At 73.1% G+C, this 15,077-nt stretch carries 12 protein-coding genes and 1 pseudogene; 5 read left to right on the top strand and 8 right to left on the bottom strand.

Going from position 1 to position 15,077, the window contains the following annotated elements; translation table 11 throughout:
• A pseudogene (locus D476_RS33660) lies at positions 1 to 1,175 on the bottom strand (hypothetical protein); the annotation flags it as partial.
• Positions 1,176 to 1,198: 23 nt separating this feature from the next.
• Entirely contained in the window at positions 1,199 to 1,654 is a 456-nt protein-coding gene (locus D476_RS0117615) for a hypothetical protein (protein ID WP_017625254.1), read from the bottom strand.
• Between the two features lie 430 nt (positions 1,655 to 2,084).
• On the opposite strand from D476_RS0117615, the gene D476_RS0117610 reads away from it, so the two are divergent.
• Positions 2,085 to 2,744 carry a DUF429 domain-containing protein gene (locus D476_RS0117610; RefSeq protein WP_239648742.1) on the top strand — a complete coding sequence of 220 codons (660 nt, stop codon included), beginning with the start codon at positions 2,085 to 2,087 and terminating at the stop codon, positions 2,742 to 2,744.
• Positions 2,745 to 2,894: 150 nt separating this feature from the next.
• Positions 2,895 to 3,278 carry a DUF1330 domain-containing protein gene (locus tag D476_RS0117605; protein WP_017625252.1) on the top strand — a complete coding sequence of 128 codons (384 nt, stop codon included), beginning with the start codon at positions 2,895 to 2,897 and terminating at the stop codon, positions 3,276 to 3,278.
• Between the two features lie 125 nt (positions 3,279 to 3,403).
• Here the strand turns inward: D476_RS0117605 and D476_RS0117600 are convergent, their stop codons facing one another.
• The gene (locus D476_RS0117600) at positions 3,404 to 3,973 is read right to left on the bottom strand and encodes a YwqG family protein (RefSeq protein ID WP_017625251.1); all 570 of its coding nucleotides are present in this window, start codon (positions 3,971 to 3,973) and stop codon (positions 3,404 to 3,406) included.
• A gap of 192 nt (positions 3,974 to 4,165) precedes the next feature.
• Positions 4,166 to 4,591, bottom strand: coding sequence for a CBS domain-containing protein (locus D476_RS0117595; RefSeq protein WP_017625250.1), 426 nt, complete (start codon positions 4,589 to 4,591; stop codon positions 4,166 to 4,168).
• Positions 4,592 to 4,832: 241 nt separating this feature from the next.
• Here D476_RS0117595 and D476_RS0117590 point away from each other — a divergent pair, with 241 nt between their 5' ends.
• Positions 4,833 to 5,597: a DUF1963 domain-containing protein gene (locus tag D476_RS0117590; RefSeq protein ID WP_017625249.1), complete on the top strand. Its 765-nt coding sequence runs from the start codon at positions 4,833 to 4,835 to the stop codon at positions 5,595 to 5,597.
• 30 nt (positions 5,598 to 5,627) lie between these two features.
• On the opposite strand, the gene D476_RS0117585 is transcribed toward D476_RS0117590, so the two are convergent.
• The 4 genes from D476_RS0117585 to aceB form a co-directional block, all read right to left on the bottom strand.
• Positions 5,628 to 6,965, bottom strand: coding sequence for a (Fe-S)-binding protein (locus tag D476_RS0117585; protein WP_017625248.1), 1,338 nt, complete (start codon positions 6,963 to 6,965; stop codon positions 5,628 to 5,630).
• 53 nt (positions 6,966 to 7,018) lie between these two features.
• Positions 7,019 to 8,098, bottom strand: coding sequence for an FAD-binding protein (locus D476_RS33655; protein ID WP_017625247.1), 1,080 nt, complete (start codon positions 8,096 to 8,098; stop codon positions 7,019 to 7,021).
• A gap of 326 nt (positions 8,099 to 8,424) precedes the next feature.
• Positions 8,425 to 9,942: an FAD-linked oxidase C-terminal domain-containing protein gene (locus D476_RS0117575; RefSeq protein ID WP_017625246.1), complete on the bottom strand. Its 1,518-nt coding sequence runs from the start codon at positions 9,940 to 9,942 to the stop codon at positions 8,425 to 8,427.
• A gap of 102 nt (positions 9,943 to 10,044) precedes the next feature.
• Complete coding sequence (aceB, locus tag D476_RS0117570) at positions 10,045 to 11,649, bottom strand: malate synthase A (RefSeq protein WP_017625245.1); 1,605 nt, start codon at positions 11,647 to 11,649, stop codon at positions 10,045 to 10,047.
• Positions 11,650 to 11,983: 334 nt separating this feature from the next.
• On the opposite strand from aceB, the gene hflX reads away from it, so the two are divergent.
• Both hflX and D476_RS0117560 read left to right on the top strand, forming a co-directional pair.
• Complete coding sequence (gene hflX, locus D476_RS0117565) at positions 11,984 to 13,492, top strand: GTPase HflX (RefSeq protein ID WP_017625244.1); 1,509 nt, start codon at positions 11,984 to 11,986, stop codon at positions 13,490 to 13,492.
• 336 nt (positions 13,493 to 13,828) lie between these two features.
• On the top strand, positions 13,829 to 15,037 hold the full coding sequence (locus D476_RS0117560) for an amidohydrolase family protein (RefSeq protein ID WP_017625243.1): 1,209 nt from the start codon (positions 13,829 to 13,831) through the stop codon (positions 15,035 to 15,037).
• The last annotated feature ends 40 nt before the right edge of the window (positions 15,038 to 15,077 follow it).

Here is a 15,077-nt window from a genome sequence, read left to right as displayed (position 1 = left end):
GGGGCGGCGCCCCGCGCCAGGCGGACGGCGGCCTCGGCTGCACCGGCGGTACCGCCGGTACCGGCGCGGTCCAGGGCGTCGACGGTGCGCGAGACCAGCCCTTCGGCGGACGCCGCCTCGTCGGGGGAGCGGTCCGGCGCCGTCACCCAGTGGACCAGGCGGTCGGCGATGGCGGCCAGCTCTGCGCCGCTCGGGGGCGCCACGGCCTCGGCCGCGCCGCCGTCGAGCCCGGGGGCGAGGCGGACGCCTCGTTCGGTGGGGACCACCAGACCCAGGCGTTCCAGGCGTTCACCGGCCGAGGCGGCGTCGGCGCCCGGTGCGGTCACCGCCGGGATCAGCCCCGTGTCGACACCGGTGGGCCCGGCGAGTTCGAGTACCGACAGCACGGCGCGTTCGGTGGGCTCCAGTGTCGCGACGATCCGCGACAGCAGGTCGGGAAGTTCGGAGGGGCGGGCCAGCCGCCCCTCCGCCGTCGCGAGCAGGAGCCGGTGGGGGTTGCCCGAGGTGGCCAGGACCAGTTCGTCGGCCAGTGCCTGCTCGGCCTCGTCCAGCGGGTGCCCCAGCGCGCGGGAGAGCAGGGCGAGTGCGTCGGAGTGCGCGAGGCCTTCCAGCGCCATCGCGTCGCCGTTCCCCCACAGGGTGCGCCGGGTGGAGGACAGCAGAACGGGCGAATCGGGGACCGTGTCCAGCAGCGTGTCGATGGCCTCCCGGGGACAGTCCAAGTCGTCCAGGACGAGTGTGGCCCCGACACCGGCCATCAGGCGGCGCAGCTCCGCGCCGGTCGGCCGGTAGCCGGGGGCGTCGTAGCAGGCCGCGAAGACCTCCTGCAGGACGTCGCCGGGGTCCTGTCCCGCGGCGTCGACGAAGGCCAACCCGCCCCGGCCGGTCTGCGCCTCGTGGGCGCACATCCGCAGCAGGGTGCTCTTTCCGGTGCCGGAGGGGCCGTACACCTGCACGGCGCCGCTTTCGGCGAGGGCGCGGGTGACGGCGTCCAGCTCCCGGCCGCGCCCTACAGGATTGCGCACGCGGCGCGGCAGCAGGCGGACCTCCTCCCGGCGCCGGACCTCCGGCCGCCGCCCCTGCTGGACGACGCTGACGTGGGAGCGCTCGGCGGTGACGACGATGTTGTGGTCGCCGACGACCACGCTCCCGGTGACGTTCCCCCCGACCTCCACCCGGTGACCGGGTCCCCCCTCCACTACCCGCCCCCGGGCGCGGCCCCGCCCTCACCGCCGAAGTGGCGGGAGAACTCGGCGGCCACGGCGTCCCCCGCGTGCTCGACGAGCCGCCCGACGAACGGGTGCACGATGAGCGCGGTGACGGCCCCGGCGAGCGCGGGCAGGCGCTTGGCGAACCAGTCCCGCACGTAGACCATGACCGAGACCTCGGGCTCCTCGGCGGTGACCGCCTCTTCGAGCTCGTCGACCCGCTCGCGGGCGGCGGCGTCCGTTCCCTCCCCGGCCTCCTGGGCGATCCGCTCGCGCAGGGCGTCGAATCCGGCGCGCAGCGATTCCAGGTCGGGGCTCACCGCCGCCGACGCCTCACCGGCGTCTCCGTGGGCCGTGACCACGGTGTTGTCGTCCCCTACGACCACCTGGCCGGAGACGTCGCCGGTCTTCACCCGGTACCGGTTCCCGATCCCCTTCTCGCCCATGGCCACCCCTTTTGTCGGAATTCAATCCGCCGGTTTTGGGATGATAGCGAGACGCCGCACGAGAGGGATGCGCCTTTTCGATAAAAAAATGAGTACGTTTGCCGTTCTCGCAACCAAAATTCCCTCACAAGCCCCAGGGAGTGTGAAATGCCCCAGCGGCCTCATGGTGCATTCGGTCCTGCCATCCCATGATGGAGGCGTGGGGGAGGCGGTGTCCGTTCACATCCGTCTCTGTCTCTTCCCGTGTCCTCACGGGAATCAGGGGGAATGGCGACGTCTGTCCGGGGGTCTCAGTGGATCCGGTCGGCGGCCCGAGGGGGCCAACGCTGTCAGATGGAGTGGTGACCCGTGCCCTGGGAAAAGGGTCCGTATGGGGGATGAGCCGCGTAGCGCCGATTCCGGACCTGCCCTCGGCGACCATGTCGTTGGAGTGGACGGATGTGCGGGCGGCTGGATCGCCGTCCATCTGCGTGGAGGAGCCTTCGCCGAGGCGCGCTTCCATCCGGGGCTCGCCGAACTGATCGAGGGGGCCGACGGCGCGGTGATCGCGATCGATGTTCCCTTGGGCCTGCCCAAGGACGGTGGGCTCTGGCGCGAGTGCGACCTCCGGGCCAGGGAGATGCTCGGCCCCCGCCGGGGGAGCGTCTTCCCGGTGCCATCGCGCCGGGTCCTGGGGTGCGCGAGCCGTGCGGAGGCAGGCCGGGTGCAGAGGCGGCTCGCAGGCAAGGGGGTCGCCGCCCAGTCCTTCGCCCTGTTCCCCAAGATCCGCGAGGCCGACGGACAACGCCGCCGTGGCGTCCGGATGCATGAGGTCCACCCGGAGGTCTCCTTCGCCGCGATGGCCGGCGGCCCGCTCGCATGGAGCAAGCGCACATGGAACGGGCAGGCACAGCGGGTCCGGCTCCTGGCGGACCAGGGCATCGCCATCCTCGGCGACCTGGGGGATGCGGGGTCTGTTCCGGTGGACGACGTTCTCGACGCCGCAGCGGCGGCGTGGTCTGCGGGGCGGATCGCCCGTGGGGCGGCGGGCAGCCTCCCCGACCCGGTCGGCCGTGACGAGGACGGCGGCCCGGTCGCCATACGGTTCTGAGGTGCCGGAGTGGTTCGGGGGATGGCTCTTCCTCCACACCTCGATACCGACCGCGCGGTATGTCACGCTGGGGGTGTGCCGTCTCGGCCGTTCGCGGGGGTGCGGGCGGTCCGGTCGGCGGTGCTTTGCCCCTGCGACGAGGAGGTTCCGATGGCGGTCGACCCCTCCGGTGACGACCTCGCACGACTGGTGGAGAAGGACCCCGGCGGTCCCGTGGTGATGCTCAACCTGCTGCGTTTCGCCCCCGACGGGCGGCCCTCCTACGAGGAGTACTCGCGGCGCGCCGGGCGCTTCCTGGCCAGGTACGGCGCGGAGCTGCTCTATGCCGGTGACGGCGATACGCCCCTGGTGGCCGAGGAGGGGCAGGACTGGGACGCCGTGCTGTTGGTGCGCTATCCCAGCCGCGAGGCCTTCAGCCGGATGGTCGCCGACCCCGAATACCAAGAGATCACCGGACTGCGCTCCGGTGCCCTGGCCGAGGCCGTGCTCCAGCCGACCGTCCCCTGGGCATCCCGGAGCGGTGAAGACGGCTGAACGCGCCCTCGCCTGCGCTCCCGAGCGCCCTCGCCTGCGCCGAGCCGGCCCGCCCGTGCGCCTGAGCGGCTCGCCCGCGGGTGGGGCCGGGTCCCGGGCCCCACGCGCGGGACGTCCGTCTCAGGTCAGCCGCACTGCCAAAGGAAACGGCCCTCACCGGACTCCGTGTTCAGGAAGGCGTACCCGACTCCCGCGTCGCCGAAGTTGATGTCGAACGGTGCATCGCAGCTGTCCAGCTGGAGCGTGTGCTCCCAGCTTCCCGGCGCCTCGGGGGTCTCGTCGCCCTGGAGCCAGGCGGGCGTGCCACCTAGGAAGCTGAGGGATTCGTCGTCCGTGCCGGGGGTCGACGTGACCGCGATGTGGTCGGGGCCGTGCGTCGGCCCCGTCTCCATCGGGGCGACCTCATAGAAGGCCGCAGGGCGCCCCGGCTGGGCGAAGAACGCGTTCTCGCCGCCTTCGGGCTCCCACGTGCCCTCGACGAACTCTCCGTCCTCCTCGTCGGTCATGAAGATGTAGCCGAGGCGCACCCGGTCCCCGGGCAGGCGGACCTGGCCGATGAACCTCATGGGGCTGCCGGTCTCCGCCGACAGCGGCCACGTCGGCTCCTCCAGCCAGACCGGCTGCCCGCCGAACTTGGTGACCGGTTCCCGGATCGGCCTGGTGGACTCTTCAAAGCTCAGGATCGTCTTGTCCAAGGGGGGTTCCCGTCCGTCCGTGGCGTGCTGCGGGGCCCAGAGCCCCCGCCGTGTCGGCGGTATCGACGGATGGGGAGGCGAAGCGGTTCCCTCGGTGCGGCGCCTGCTCCGTGGCCGTCGGCCGTTCCGGTGCGAACGACGCCGAGGGGCGCCTTCCGGCGGCCCCTCGGTCGGGTCGGTGGTCGGGAACCGTCAGGCGTACACGCGCTCCACGAACGTGGCCAGCTGCTCGTCGGAGAGGAAGTGCGCCAGGTCGGCCTCACTGATCATGCCGACGAACCTGCGGTCGTCGTCGATGACCGGCAGGCGGCGGATCTGGTTGGTCTCCATCTCCCGCAGGACGTCCCCCACGCCCGCGCTGCTCGCAATCCAGCGCGGCGTCCCCCGGCACAGCTCGCCCGCGGTGACGTGGGACGGGTCGTGCCCGGCGGCCACACACATGATCACGATGTCGCGGTCGGTGATCATCCCGCACATGCGGTCGTCGGGGTCCATCGGGTCGCTTACCGGCAGGGCGCCCACCCCGTGCTCCCGCATGAGCTGAGCGGCCCGGTCCAGAGTCTCGTCGGCCGGTATCCAGTGGGCTCCGGGTCTCATGATGTCGGCGGCCGTGGTCATGTCCTGACCTCCTCGGTGAGGATCCCTGATGGACGGGGCCGTCCACAGGCGTCGTTGCGACCCACGCTAGGAGCGGCACGGCAAAAGGCACGACACATGCGGAGTCCGGACTCGCCAAAGAGCGGGCGGCGGCCGCCGGCGGAGATCGCGGCGGGCCCGGGGGAACCGGATTCCCGCCGGGCCCGTCTTGTTCGTGCCGGTGACCGCACCGGGCGACGTCGGATCGGGATGAGGAGATGTCATGAGCGTTGAGGACCTGCGGACCCTGCAGATCGGCAGGCTGGTGCCCTTGGCCGAAGGCGAATCCGTGAGGGCGGAGGACGGCGGACCGGCGACCAGGCTCGGCGGCCAGCCGGACTGGCTCGCCGAGCCGGAGTGGCCCCTGGCGTCCGGGAAGGCCCAGCGCTTCATCGCGCAGGTGCGGCTCCCCGGCTCCGAGCCGAGGATGGCCTACATCTTCATGGAGGACGACGGGTTCGGAGACCACGACCCGGACCTGGGCGACCTCAGTGAGTACGACTGGAACACCGACGCCCCGTCGTCCTACTACGTGACCGACTCCCACGCCCCCAACACCGTCATCGTCCAGCCGGGAGGCGCACCGCGGGTGCCCACCGCGCCGGTCGCGGAGGGCCCGACACTGCACAAGATCTCTGTCGGCCAGGCCCAGCCCGTGGCGTACCGGGTGGAGCTCACGCCGTACGTCCCGGAGACGGAGTCGGTAGAAGCCGAGGTCGAGGGCGAGGAGGACGAGGAGAGAGCGGTCGCCTGGTGGTCAAAGGATGCGAAGCACGACGAGGAGAAGGGCGACCTCCCCGACGTCCAGGTCGGCGGAGAGGCATTCTGGCTCCAGATGGACGAGTCCCCCGACAGTGACTGGCACCACCTGGCCACCATCGATTCGGCCACCGACAAGTACTCCATCAACTGCGGCGACAGCGGGCTCGCCTACGCCTTGCTGAACCCGGAGCAGACCAACGGCGTCCTCATCACCCAGTCCTGCTGAACCGGACGCCCGGGGCCGCCGCTCCGCCGCTCAGGACAGCAGCGCCGACGGCGGCAGCCCCCGGATCGCGGCGTCGAGCACCTGGACCGTGTGGGCGACGGCGATCTCCTCGCCGCGCTCGCGCATGGCCGCGGCGATCTGCAGGGAGCACCCGGGGTTTCCCGCGATGAGCAGGCGCGCGCCGGTCGAGGACACGTCGTCGGCCTTGCGGGTCCCCAGCTCGGACGCGGGCTCGGGGTTGAGGAGGTTGTACACCCCCGCCGACCCGCAGCAGATCTCCGGGTTGGGAAGGTCGGCCACCTCCAGCTCCGGGATCGAGCGCAGTAGGTCCCGGGGCTGGGCGGTCACCCCCTGCCCGTGGGAGAGGTGGCAGGCGTCGTGGTAGGCGGCCTGCACCGGCAGGGGGTGGCGCTCGGCGCGCGGGCCGAGCGCCGCCAGGTACTCGGAGAAGTCCACGACCTTTGCCGAGAGGGCCTCGGCGCGGCGGACCAGGTCCTCCGGGCGGCCCGCCTCGCGCAGCACCCGGCCGTAGTGCTTCATGGTGCCGCCGCATCCCGCGGAGTTCACGACGACGGCCTCGACCCCCGCCCTCTCGAACGTGCGGACGGTCCGCTCGGCGAAGCGCGCGGCCTCCTCGGCGCGGCCCGAGTGCGAGGAGAGCGCGCCGCAGCAGCCCTGTCCCTTGGGGATGACGACCTCGCAGCCCTCACTGGCCAGCACGCGTGCCGTCGCCGTGTTCACCTGGGGGAAGAACGCCCCTTGCACGCACCCGGTGAGCATGCCGACGACGGCCCGCCCCTGCCCGACGGCCGGGACGCGCTCGGGGAGCGCGGGGACCTTCCCCTTGATGGGCGGCGCCATGCGCTCCATCGCCGCCATGGAAGGGGAGATGCGGTCGAGCACGCCGGACGCGCGCAGGGGCTTGGGCAGGCCGCTGGCCTGGTAGGCGCGCAACGGGCCGCGCATGAGCTCAAGGCGGCGCCGGTGGGGGAAGAGGGAGAAGATCGCCGTCCGGATGAGGCGCTCCGCCCGGGGGCGCTCGTGCTCCTCCTCCACGCGCGCTCGGGTCGTCTCGATGAGCGCGTCGTAGGCGACCCCGGACGGGCACGCCGTCACGCACGCCAGGCACCCCAGGCAGTTGTCGAAGTGCCCCACCGAGGCGTCTGTGAACGCCCCTTCCTCCTCGGCCTGCTCCATGAGGTGGATGCGCCCCCTGGGAGAGTCCATCTCCTCGCCCCAGAGCACGTAGGTCGGGCACGTCGGCAGGCAGAAGCCGCAGTGCACACAGTCGGACAGCAGGTCGGGGAAGGGCCGCTCGGTGCTCCCGGAGCCTCCGGTGCTCTCCGTGCCGTTGGCGCTCTCGGTCATCGGGTGTCCTCCCTGCGGGTCGGGGCGCGGAATGCGAGGGAAGGGGCGGGCCGTCAGATGCCCCCGGCGAACCGGCCGGGGGACAGGACACCGTCCGGGTCCAGGTTCTCCTTGATCGACCGCATGAGCGGCAGTCCGGGCACCGTCCCCCACGGGTCCAGGCCCGCCGCGTGCACCGGAGGCGCCGCGTCCAGGACGGTCAGGGAGCCGTGGCCCCTGGTCGCCTCCTCGACGCGGGCGCGGAGGGCCGCGACGGCCTGGACCGTGCTCGCCGGGGCGGTGGCCGACGGCAGGGCGCTGAACAGGACGCCGGAGCCCGCCGCCCCTCGGACCGGCAGGGGCCCCGCGTCAGGGGCGGCCCCGGCCAGGGCGTCCAGCACGGCGGGCAGCCGCGCCGGGGGTGTCGTCAGCTTCAGGAGGGTGTCCCCGGGGCCCCCGGGGAGCGCCCCCCAGCCGTCGGGCAGGTTCTCGGACACGGAGGGGTCGGGCAGCAGCGCGCACACCTCCCCAGCGCGCGCTCTGATGCCGTCCCCGGGCCCTTCGAGCAGGACGTGGACCGCGACCGCCCCTCCGGCCGGGCGGTCGACCTCGATCGCAGTCGGTGCGGTGTGCGACCGCAGCACCGACGCCACCAGCTCCCGGGCGCGCACGGGGCCGTCGGCCTCGGCGGACACGACGCGCGACGCCGGAGGGACCGGGCGCAGCCGGAACGTCACCGACGTGATGACCCCGAGCGTCCCCAGGGCCCCGGTGTGCAGCTTGCCCAGGTCGTACCCGGCGACGTTCTTGACGACCCGGCCGCCCGAGCTCGTCGCGACCCCGTCGGCGCGCACCACCGTCATTCCCAGGATCAGGTCGCGCACCGGCCCATAGAGCATCCGCCCCGGCCCGGACAGCCCGGTGGCCACCACACCGCCGACGGTCGAGCCCGGCACCACCCGGTCGACCGGGAGCCGCTGGCCGGACGCGCCCAGGACCTCGGCCAGGTCCTCCATCGCCGTCCCGGCACCGGCCTCGACCACCAGGTCCCCGGCGGCGTGGTCCACCCGGTTCAGCGCCGACAGGTCGACGACCGCGTCGCACCGGCGCGGGGGAGCGCCCCAACCGATCTTGGTGCCCGCCCCGCGCGGCACGAGGGCCAGCCCCTCCCGNGGGGGCGCCCCCCGCCGCGCATCCGCCGGTGTCGGCGGGCTCGGCGACCCACCGGGGGACGGTGCCGCCCACCGCGTCCCGGTCGGTCCCGGGGCGCACGGGGACGCCGGACGCCGCCAGGGCCCCTGCGGCGCCGTCCGCTCCGCCCCGCCCAGCGGTCTGTTCCTGGTGGTCTTCGCCGGTCATCGCCCGCCCTTCTTGAACGGTTCCTGCACGCCTCGTGCACGCGCCCCGGGAGCCGCCCCTCGCGGTCCCTCGGGAGCGGCCCGTGCGGTCCCTCAGGGAGACGGTTCCCCGGTCGGGCCCGCTAGAACTGCTCCGCCCGCCCCTGCGCCACCAAGGGGTGCACGTCCTTGCGGACCCCGGGCACCTCCCCGCACAGCCGGGGCGTGGGCAGCAGCTTCTCCGGGTTGGCCACCCCGGCCGGGTCGAACGCCCGCCGGAAGAGGTCCATGGTCTCCAGGTCCTGAGACGTGAACATGCGCGGCATCGAGCACGCCTTGTCCACCCCCACCCCGTGCTCGCCGGTGATCGACCCGCCGTGCCGGATGCACAAGTCCAGGATGGCGCCGGACACCTCGGCGGCGCGCTCGCCCGCGCCCGGCTCGGCGTCGTCGAACAGCACCAGCGGGTGCAGGTTGCCGTCCCCGGCGTGGAACACGTTGGCCACCCTGATGCCCGACTCGGCCGACAGCCGGGCGATGTCGCCGAGCACCTCGCCCAGCGCGGTGCGCGGTACCACCCCGTCCTGGACGATGTAGGCGGGGCTGATCCGCCCCACCGCGGCGAACGCCGACTTGCGCCCCTTCCAGATGCGCGCCCGCTCGGCGGCGCCGCTGGCCTCCCGGATCTCGAAGGCGCCCGCGCGCTCGCACAACCGCCGCACCATGGCGGCGTCGGCGTCCACGTCGGCGGCGGGCCCGTCCAGCTCGACGATGAGCACCGCGCCCGCGCCCTCGGGGTAGCCGCAGGCCACGGCGGCCTCGGCGGCCTCGATGGACAGCGCGTCCATCATCTCCACGGCGGCGGGCAGCACCCCTTCGGCGATGACCGAGGAGACCGCCTGCCCGCCGGCGTCCATCCCGGCGAAGGCGGCCAGCAGCGTGGTCACCTTCTGCGGGGTGCGCACCAGGCGCACGGTGGCCTCGGTGGCGATGCCCAGGGTGCCCTCGGAGCCGATGAACGCGCCGATCAGGTCGTAGCCGGGGGCCTCGGGCGCCTTTCCGCCCAGCCGCACCAGCTCCCCCTGGGGCGTGGCGACCTGCAGGCCCAGCACGTGGTTGACGGTGAAGCCGTACTTCAGGCAGTGGGCGCCGCCGGAGTTCTCGGCGATGTTCCCGCCGACCGAGCAGACCTGCTGGCTGGAGGGGTCGGGGGCGTAATAGTAGCCGTAGGGGGCGGCGGCGCGGGTGATGTCGAGGTTGGCCACCCCGGGCTGGACGACCGCGCACTCGTTGTCCGGGTCGACCTCGACGACGCGGCGCATGCGCGAGGTGGTGACCAGGACACCGTCGGTGCGGGGGAGCGCTCCCGCCGACAGGCCGGTCCCGGCGCCGCGCGGGACGAAGGGCACGCCTTCGGCCGCGCACAGCCCGAGGACCTCGGCGACCTGCTCGGCGGTGGTCGGCAGGACCACCACCCCGGGCACCTCGGCGTGGTAGGTGAGCCCGTCGCTCTCGTAGGTGCGGCGGCGGGAGCGGTCGGTGATGACGCCGTCGTCGCCGCAGATGCGTCTCAGGCGGGGGACGAGGGCGCTCAGCCGGTCCGTGGTCGACCGGTCATCGGGTGACTGCTCCGACCGGTCCCGAATGGGCCGCTCCCGCATGGCACTCGCCCTCCCGCCCGTCGTCGGCGACAGCCGCGCGGAGCGCGCGGGCCCGGCCCCGGGCGGGACGCCCCGCGCGCTCCGTGATCTCGGCCTCAGACGTTACGGCATCCGCTCGTAGGCGGGAAGGGTGAGGAAGTCGGCGTAGTCGTCGGCCAGGGACACCTCGCGGAACAGCTCGACCGCGCGGTCGAACAGCTCGGCGTCGTAGGCGTCGCCGTGCTCGGCCCTGATGGCCTCCAGCTCCTCGGTGATGATGCGGTCGACCAGCTCGGCGGTGACCTTGGAGCCGCCGTCGAGGGTGACGTCGTTGTGCAGCCACTGCCAGATCTGCGAGCGCGAGATCTCGGCGGTCGCGGCGTCCTCCATGAGGTTGTGGATGGCCACCGCGCCGTTGCCGCCGATCCAGGCGGCCAGGTACTGCAGGGCGACGTTGACGTTGGAGCGCAGGCCCGCCTCGGTGATGCCGCCCTCGGTGGCGTCGACCGCGAGCAGGTCCCCGGCCTTGACCGCGACGTCCTCGCGCTGCTTGTCGAGCTGGTTGGGCTTGTCGCCCAGGACGCCGTCGAAGATCTCCATGGCGACCGGGACCAGGTCGGGGTGGGCGACCCAGGAGCCGTCGAAGCCGTCGCCGGACTCGCGGGTCTTGTCGTCGCGCACCTTGGCCAGGGCGCGCTCGTTGACCTCGGCGTCGCGGCGGCTGGGGATGAACGCGGCCATCCCGCCGATGGCGAAGGCGCCGCGGCGGTGGCAGGTCGACACCAGGAGCTCGGTGTAGGCGCGCATGAAGGGGGCGGTCATGGTGACCGCGTTGCGCTCGGGCAGCAGGAAGCTGCGGCCGCGGGTGCGGTGCGTCTTGATGACGCTGAACAGGTAGTCCCAGCGCCCGGCGTTCAGCCCGGCGGAGTGCTCGCGCAGCTCGTAGAGGATCTCCTCCATCTCGAACGCGGCCGGGATGGTCTCGATGAGCACGGTGGCGCGGATGGTGCCGCGCGGGATGCCCAGGCGCTCCTGGGCGGCCAGGAAGATGTCGTTCCAGAGCCGGGCCTCCAGGTGGCTCTCCATCTTCGGCAGGTAGAAGTAGGGGCCCTTGCCCTTGTCGAGCTGGCGCTGGGCGCAGTGGAAGAGGTACAGCGCGAAGTCGACGATGCCGCCGGAGGTGCGCTCGCCGTCGACCAGGACGTGCTTCTCGTCCAGGTGCCACCCGCGCGGGCGGACCACGATGGTGGCCAGCTCCGAGTCCTCCTTCAGGGCGTAGGTCTTGCCCTGCGGGGAGGTGAAGTCGATGGTGCGGTCCAGCGCGTCGCGCAGGTTGAGCTGGCCGCCGATCATGTTCTCCCACAGCGGGGTGTTGGCGTCCTCGAAGTCGGCGAGCCAGACCTTCGCCCCGGAGTTGAGGGCGTTGACGGTCATCTTGCGGTCGGTGGGGCCGGTGATCTCCACGCGGCGGTCGGTGATGCCGGGGGCGGGCGGGGCGACCTTCCAGCTCGTGTCCTCGCGGACGGCCCGGGTCTCGGGCAGGAAGTCCAGGTTCTCGCCGGCGGCGATGCGGGCCTGGCGCTCCTTGCGCGCGGCGAGCAGTTCGCGGCGGCGCGGCTCGAAGCGGCGGTGCAGGTCGGCGACGAGCGCGAGAGCGTCATCGGTGAGGATCTCGTCGTACCGGTCGTGGAGGGGGCCGGTGATCTCGACCCCGTTCGTGGCGCCCATGCGTTACCTTCCACAAAGCGAAATTATGTTCTGGGATGTGGAATATGACGCTACTCTTCGGTCGGACCGCTGGTCAACGTTGTGAGCCTCTCACACGCCCGGAAACCTTCCGCTCAGCGTAAACTTTGCGAAGTTTTCTTGGGAAGGGTCCGACCTCCTTCGGATACCGGCAGAAAAGGTGTGTTCTGCCTAGCGTTGACGCGTCCCCCCGACGCGCCCGGGAGCGCGCCCACGGGCCGGTCGGTGTGAAAACCCCGTGCCAACGCCTGAGCGCCGTGCGACCATCCCAGGGAACAACCGGCGCCACCGGGACGTTGCCCCTGCTGGAGGGATATTGAGTACTTCTGACGAACACGGCCCCGACACCGCGGCCGAAGGCTTCGGCCACGCTCCGTCGGACGGCCGTGCCGGGGGCCCCGCGGGCCCCCATGGCGCCGGCGGCCGGGACGCGGCCGACGGCGGCTCCCACGGCCCCGACCCCGAACCCGGCCAGCTCGACCTGGAGGAGCGCAACGCGCTGCGCCGTGTCGCCGGGCTGTCCACCGAACTCGAGGACGTCACCGAGGTCGAGTACCGGTCGCTGCGCCTGGAGCGCGTCGTCCTCATCGGCGTGTGGACCGGCGGAACCCAGGCCGACGCCGACAACTCGCTCATCGAGCTCAAGCAGCTCGCCGAGACCGCGGGCGCCCACGTCCTGGAGGGGCTCACCCAGCGCCGCTCCCGGCCCGACCCGGCCACCTACATCGGCCGCGGCAAGGCCGAGGAGCTCGCCGGGGTGGTCGCCGCCACCGGCGCCGACACCGTCATCTGCGACGGTGAGCTCGCCCCCGGCCAGCTCCGCCAGCTCGAGGAGGCGGTCCGGGTCAAGGTCATCGACCGCACCGCGCTGATCCTGGACATCTTCGCCCAGCACGCCCGCAGCAGCGAGGGCAAGGCCCAGGTGGAACTGGCCCAGCTCAACTACCTGCTGCCGCGGCTGCGCGGCTGGGGCCACTCGCTGTCCCGGCAGGCGGGCGGCAGCTCCGGCGGCGTGGGGCTGCGCGGCCCCGGTGAGACCAAGATCGAGACCGACCGGCGGCGGATCAACACCAAGATGGCCAAGCTGCGCCGCAAGCTGGCGCAGATGTCCACCGCGCGCGAGGTCAAGCGGGACCGGCGGCGCTCCCGGCAGGTTCCGGCGGTCTCCATCGCCGGATACACCAACGCCGGAAAGTCCAGCCTGCTCAACCGGCTCACCGGGGCCGGGGTGCTGGTCGAGGACGCGCTCTTCGCCACCCTGGACCCGACCGTGCGCCGGGCCCGCACGCCCGACGGGCGCGCGTTCACCCTCAGCGACACCGTCGGGTTCGTCCGGCACCTGCCGCACCAGCTGGTCGAGGCGTTCCGCTCCACCCTGGAGGACGTCGCCGACGCCGACCTGATCGTGCACGTCGTGGACGCCTCGCACCCCGACCCCGAGCAGCAGCTCGCCTCGGTGCGCGAGGTCTTCGCCGACATCGGCGCCCAGGACGTGCCCGAGATCGTGGTCCTCAACAAGACCGACGCCGCCGACCCCGTGGACGTCAAGCGGCTGCGCACCCGCGAGCCGGACGCGGTCGAGGTCTCGGCCCGCACCGGCGAGGGCGTCGACGACGTCATCGCGGCGGTCGCGGCCGCCCTGCCCGAGCTGCAGCACGAGGTCCGCGTCCTGGTCCCCTACGGCCGCGGGGACCTGGTGTCCCGGGTCCACGAAGAGGGGCGCATCCTCTCCGAGGAGCACACCGGGGAGGGCACCGCCCTGCACGCGTGGGTGCCCGCGCTGCTCGCCGGGAAGCTGCGCGACTACGAGGCGGCCCTGAGCTGACCCCGGCGGCCCCGCCCCCGGGCGGGCGGCCGGGGCCGAACGGCCCGTGAACGGCGGAACCCTGCGCGGGGTTCCGCCGTTCGCTCTATCGTGGAGGTGCCCCGGGTACCGGGAGGCCCCCGCACCGCGGCGGATTCGCGGTGCGGAGGTGTACACGCCGTCCACGCATGAACTACCGTTCTGGGACACTGGCGGCGGGCCTCCCGACACCCGGTGCCCATGCCTCCCCGGCCGAGACGAGATCGAGGTCCGTCCATGTCCTCCCCGAAACCGTGCAGCGCCGCCCCCTCCGCCGCGGCGCGGCCGTGAGCACCTCGGGCGGGAGCCGCTGAGACGATGACCGTGCGACTGCTCACCAACATCGGGCGCCTGTGGACCGGCACCGACCTGCTCAGCAACGCCGCCATGCTGCTGCACGGCGACCGCGTCGCCTGGGTCGGGGCGGCCGCCGACCTGCCGCAGAGCCTGCCCGGGGTGATCGACGACATCGTCGACGTCGACGAGGTCGACAACCTGGGCGGGGGACTGGTCACCCCCGGCCTGATCGACGCCCACTGCCACCCCGTCTACGCCGGGAACCGCTACGCCGAGGTGGCGATGCGCGCCGGCGGCGCCACCAAGTCCGAGATCGCCGGGGTCGGCGGCGGGGTGGCCTCCACGGTCACCGTGACCCGCGGAACCGACCCGTGGACGCTGTGCAACGCGGTGCGCGAACGGCTGCGCCACTGGGTGCTGTCCGGCTGCACCACCGTCGAGGCCAAGACCGGCTACCACCTGACCCGGGACGGCGAGCTGGCCGACGTGCGCCTGCTGCGCACCCTGGAGGAGGAGCCGGGCATGCCGCGGCTGCACGTCACCTTCTTCGCGGCGCACGCGGTGCCGCCGGAGTACTTCGGCCGCCCGCAGGACTACGTGGAGGCGGTGGCCTCCTGGCTCGGCGACGCCTCGCAGGCCGGGGCCGAGGGCATGGACGTCTACTGCGACAACCACCAGTTCACCGCCGAGGACGCGTACCGGCTGCTGTCGGCCGGGAGGGCGACGGGGCTCCGCACCCACCTGCATGCCTGCGCCAAGCCGCGGCACGGCGCCGTGCGGATGGCCGCCGACCTGCAGTGCACCTCGGTGGACCTGCTGCACGAGATCGACGAGGACGACGTGCTGGCGCTGGCCAAGACCGCCACGCCGGTGGTGGTGTGCCCGACGACGTCGCTGATGGAGGGCTCCCGCCCGCCGGTGCGGACGCTGCTCGACCACGGGGTCCCGGTGGCGCTGGGCACCGACCACAACCCGGGCCAGTCAGGGGCGATGTCGCTGCCGCTGGCCGTGTCGATGGCGGTGGCCATGTTCGGCATGAGCGTGCTGGAGGCGCTGCGCGCGGCCACCGTGGGCGGGGCCTACGCCCTGGGGTGCGGCGACCGCGGGGTGCTGGCACCGGGAAAGTACGCCGACATCGTGCAGTGGGACGCCGACCACGAGGGGGCGTTCGCGTGGTCGTACGGCCTCAAGTCGCTGCGCGTGTGGCGCGGCGGCGAGACGATCCGCTGACGCGGCAGGGGCGGTAGGGCGGATGGCGTCCGCCGGAGTG

This window comes from Nocardiopsis chromatogenes YIM 90109 (assembly GCF_000341185.1).
Lineage (GTDB): Bacteria > Actinomycetota > Actinomycetes > Streptosporangiales > Streptosporangiaceae > Nocardiopsis_A > Nocardiopsis_A chromatogenes.
Note: the sequence above shows the minus strand (reverse complement) of the source record. Positions and strands in the feature narration are given on the sequence as shown.

Bases quoted from the DNA above. Each gene is read 5' to 3' on its own strand.
- D476_RS0117615 (WP_017625254.1), bottom strand. From the start codon at position 1,654: ATGGGCGAGAAGGGGATCGGGAACCGGTACCGGGTGAAGACCGGCGAC.
- D476_RS0117605 (WP_017625252.1), top strand. From the start codon at position 2,895: ATGGCGGTCGACCCCTCCGGTGACGACCTCGCACGACTGGTGGAGAAG.
- D476_RS0117595 (WP_017625250.1), bottom strand. From the start codon at position 4,591: ATGACCACGGCCGCCGACATCATGAGACCCGGAGCCCACTGGATACCG.
- D476_RS0117590 (WP_017625249.1), top strand. From the start codon at position 4,833: ATGAGCGTTGAGGACCTGCGGACCCTGCAGATCGGCAGGCTGGTGCCC.
- D476_RS0117585 (WP_017625248.1), bottom strand. From the start codon at position 6,965: ATGACCGAGAGCGCCAACGGCACGGAGAGCACCGGAGGCTCCGGGAGC.
- D476_RS0117575 (WP_017625246.1), bottom strand. From the start codon at position 9,942: ATGCGGGAGCGGCCCATTCGGGACCGGTCGGAGCAGTCACCCGATGAC.
- aceB (WP_017625245.1), bottom strand. From the start codon at position 11,649: ATGGGCGCCACGAACGGGGTCGAGATCACCGGCCCCCTCCACGACCGG.
- D476_RS0117560 (WP_017625243.1), top strand. From the start codon at position 13,829: ATGACCGTGCGACTGCTCACCAACATCGGGCGCCTGTGGACCGGCACC.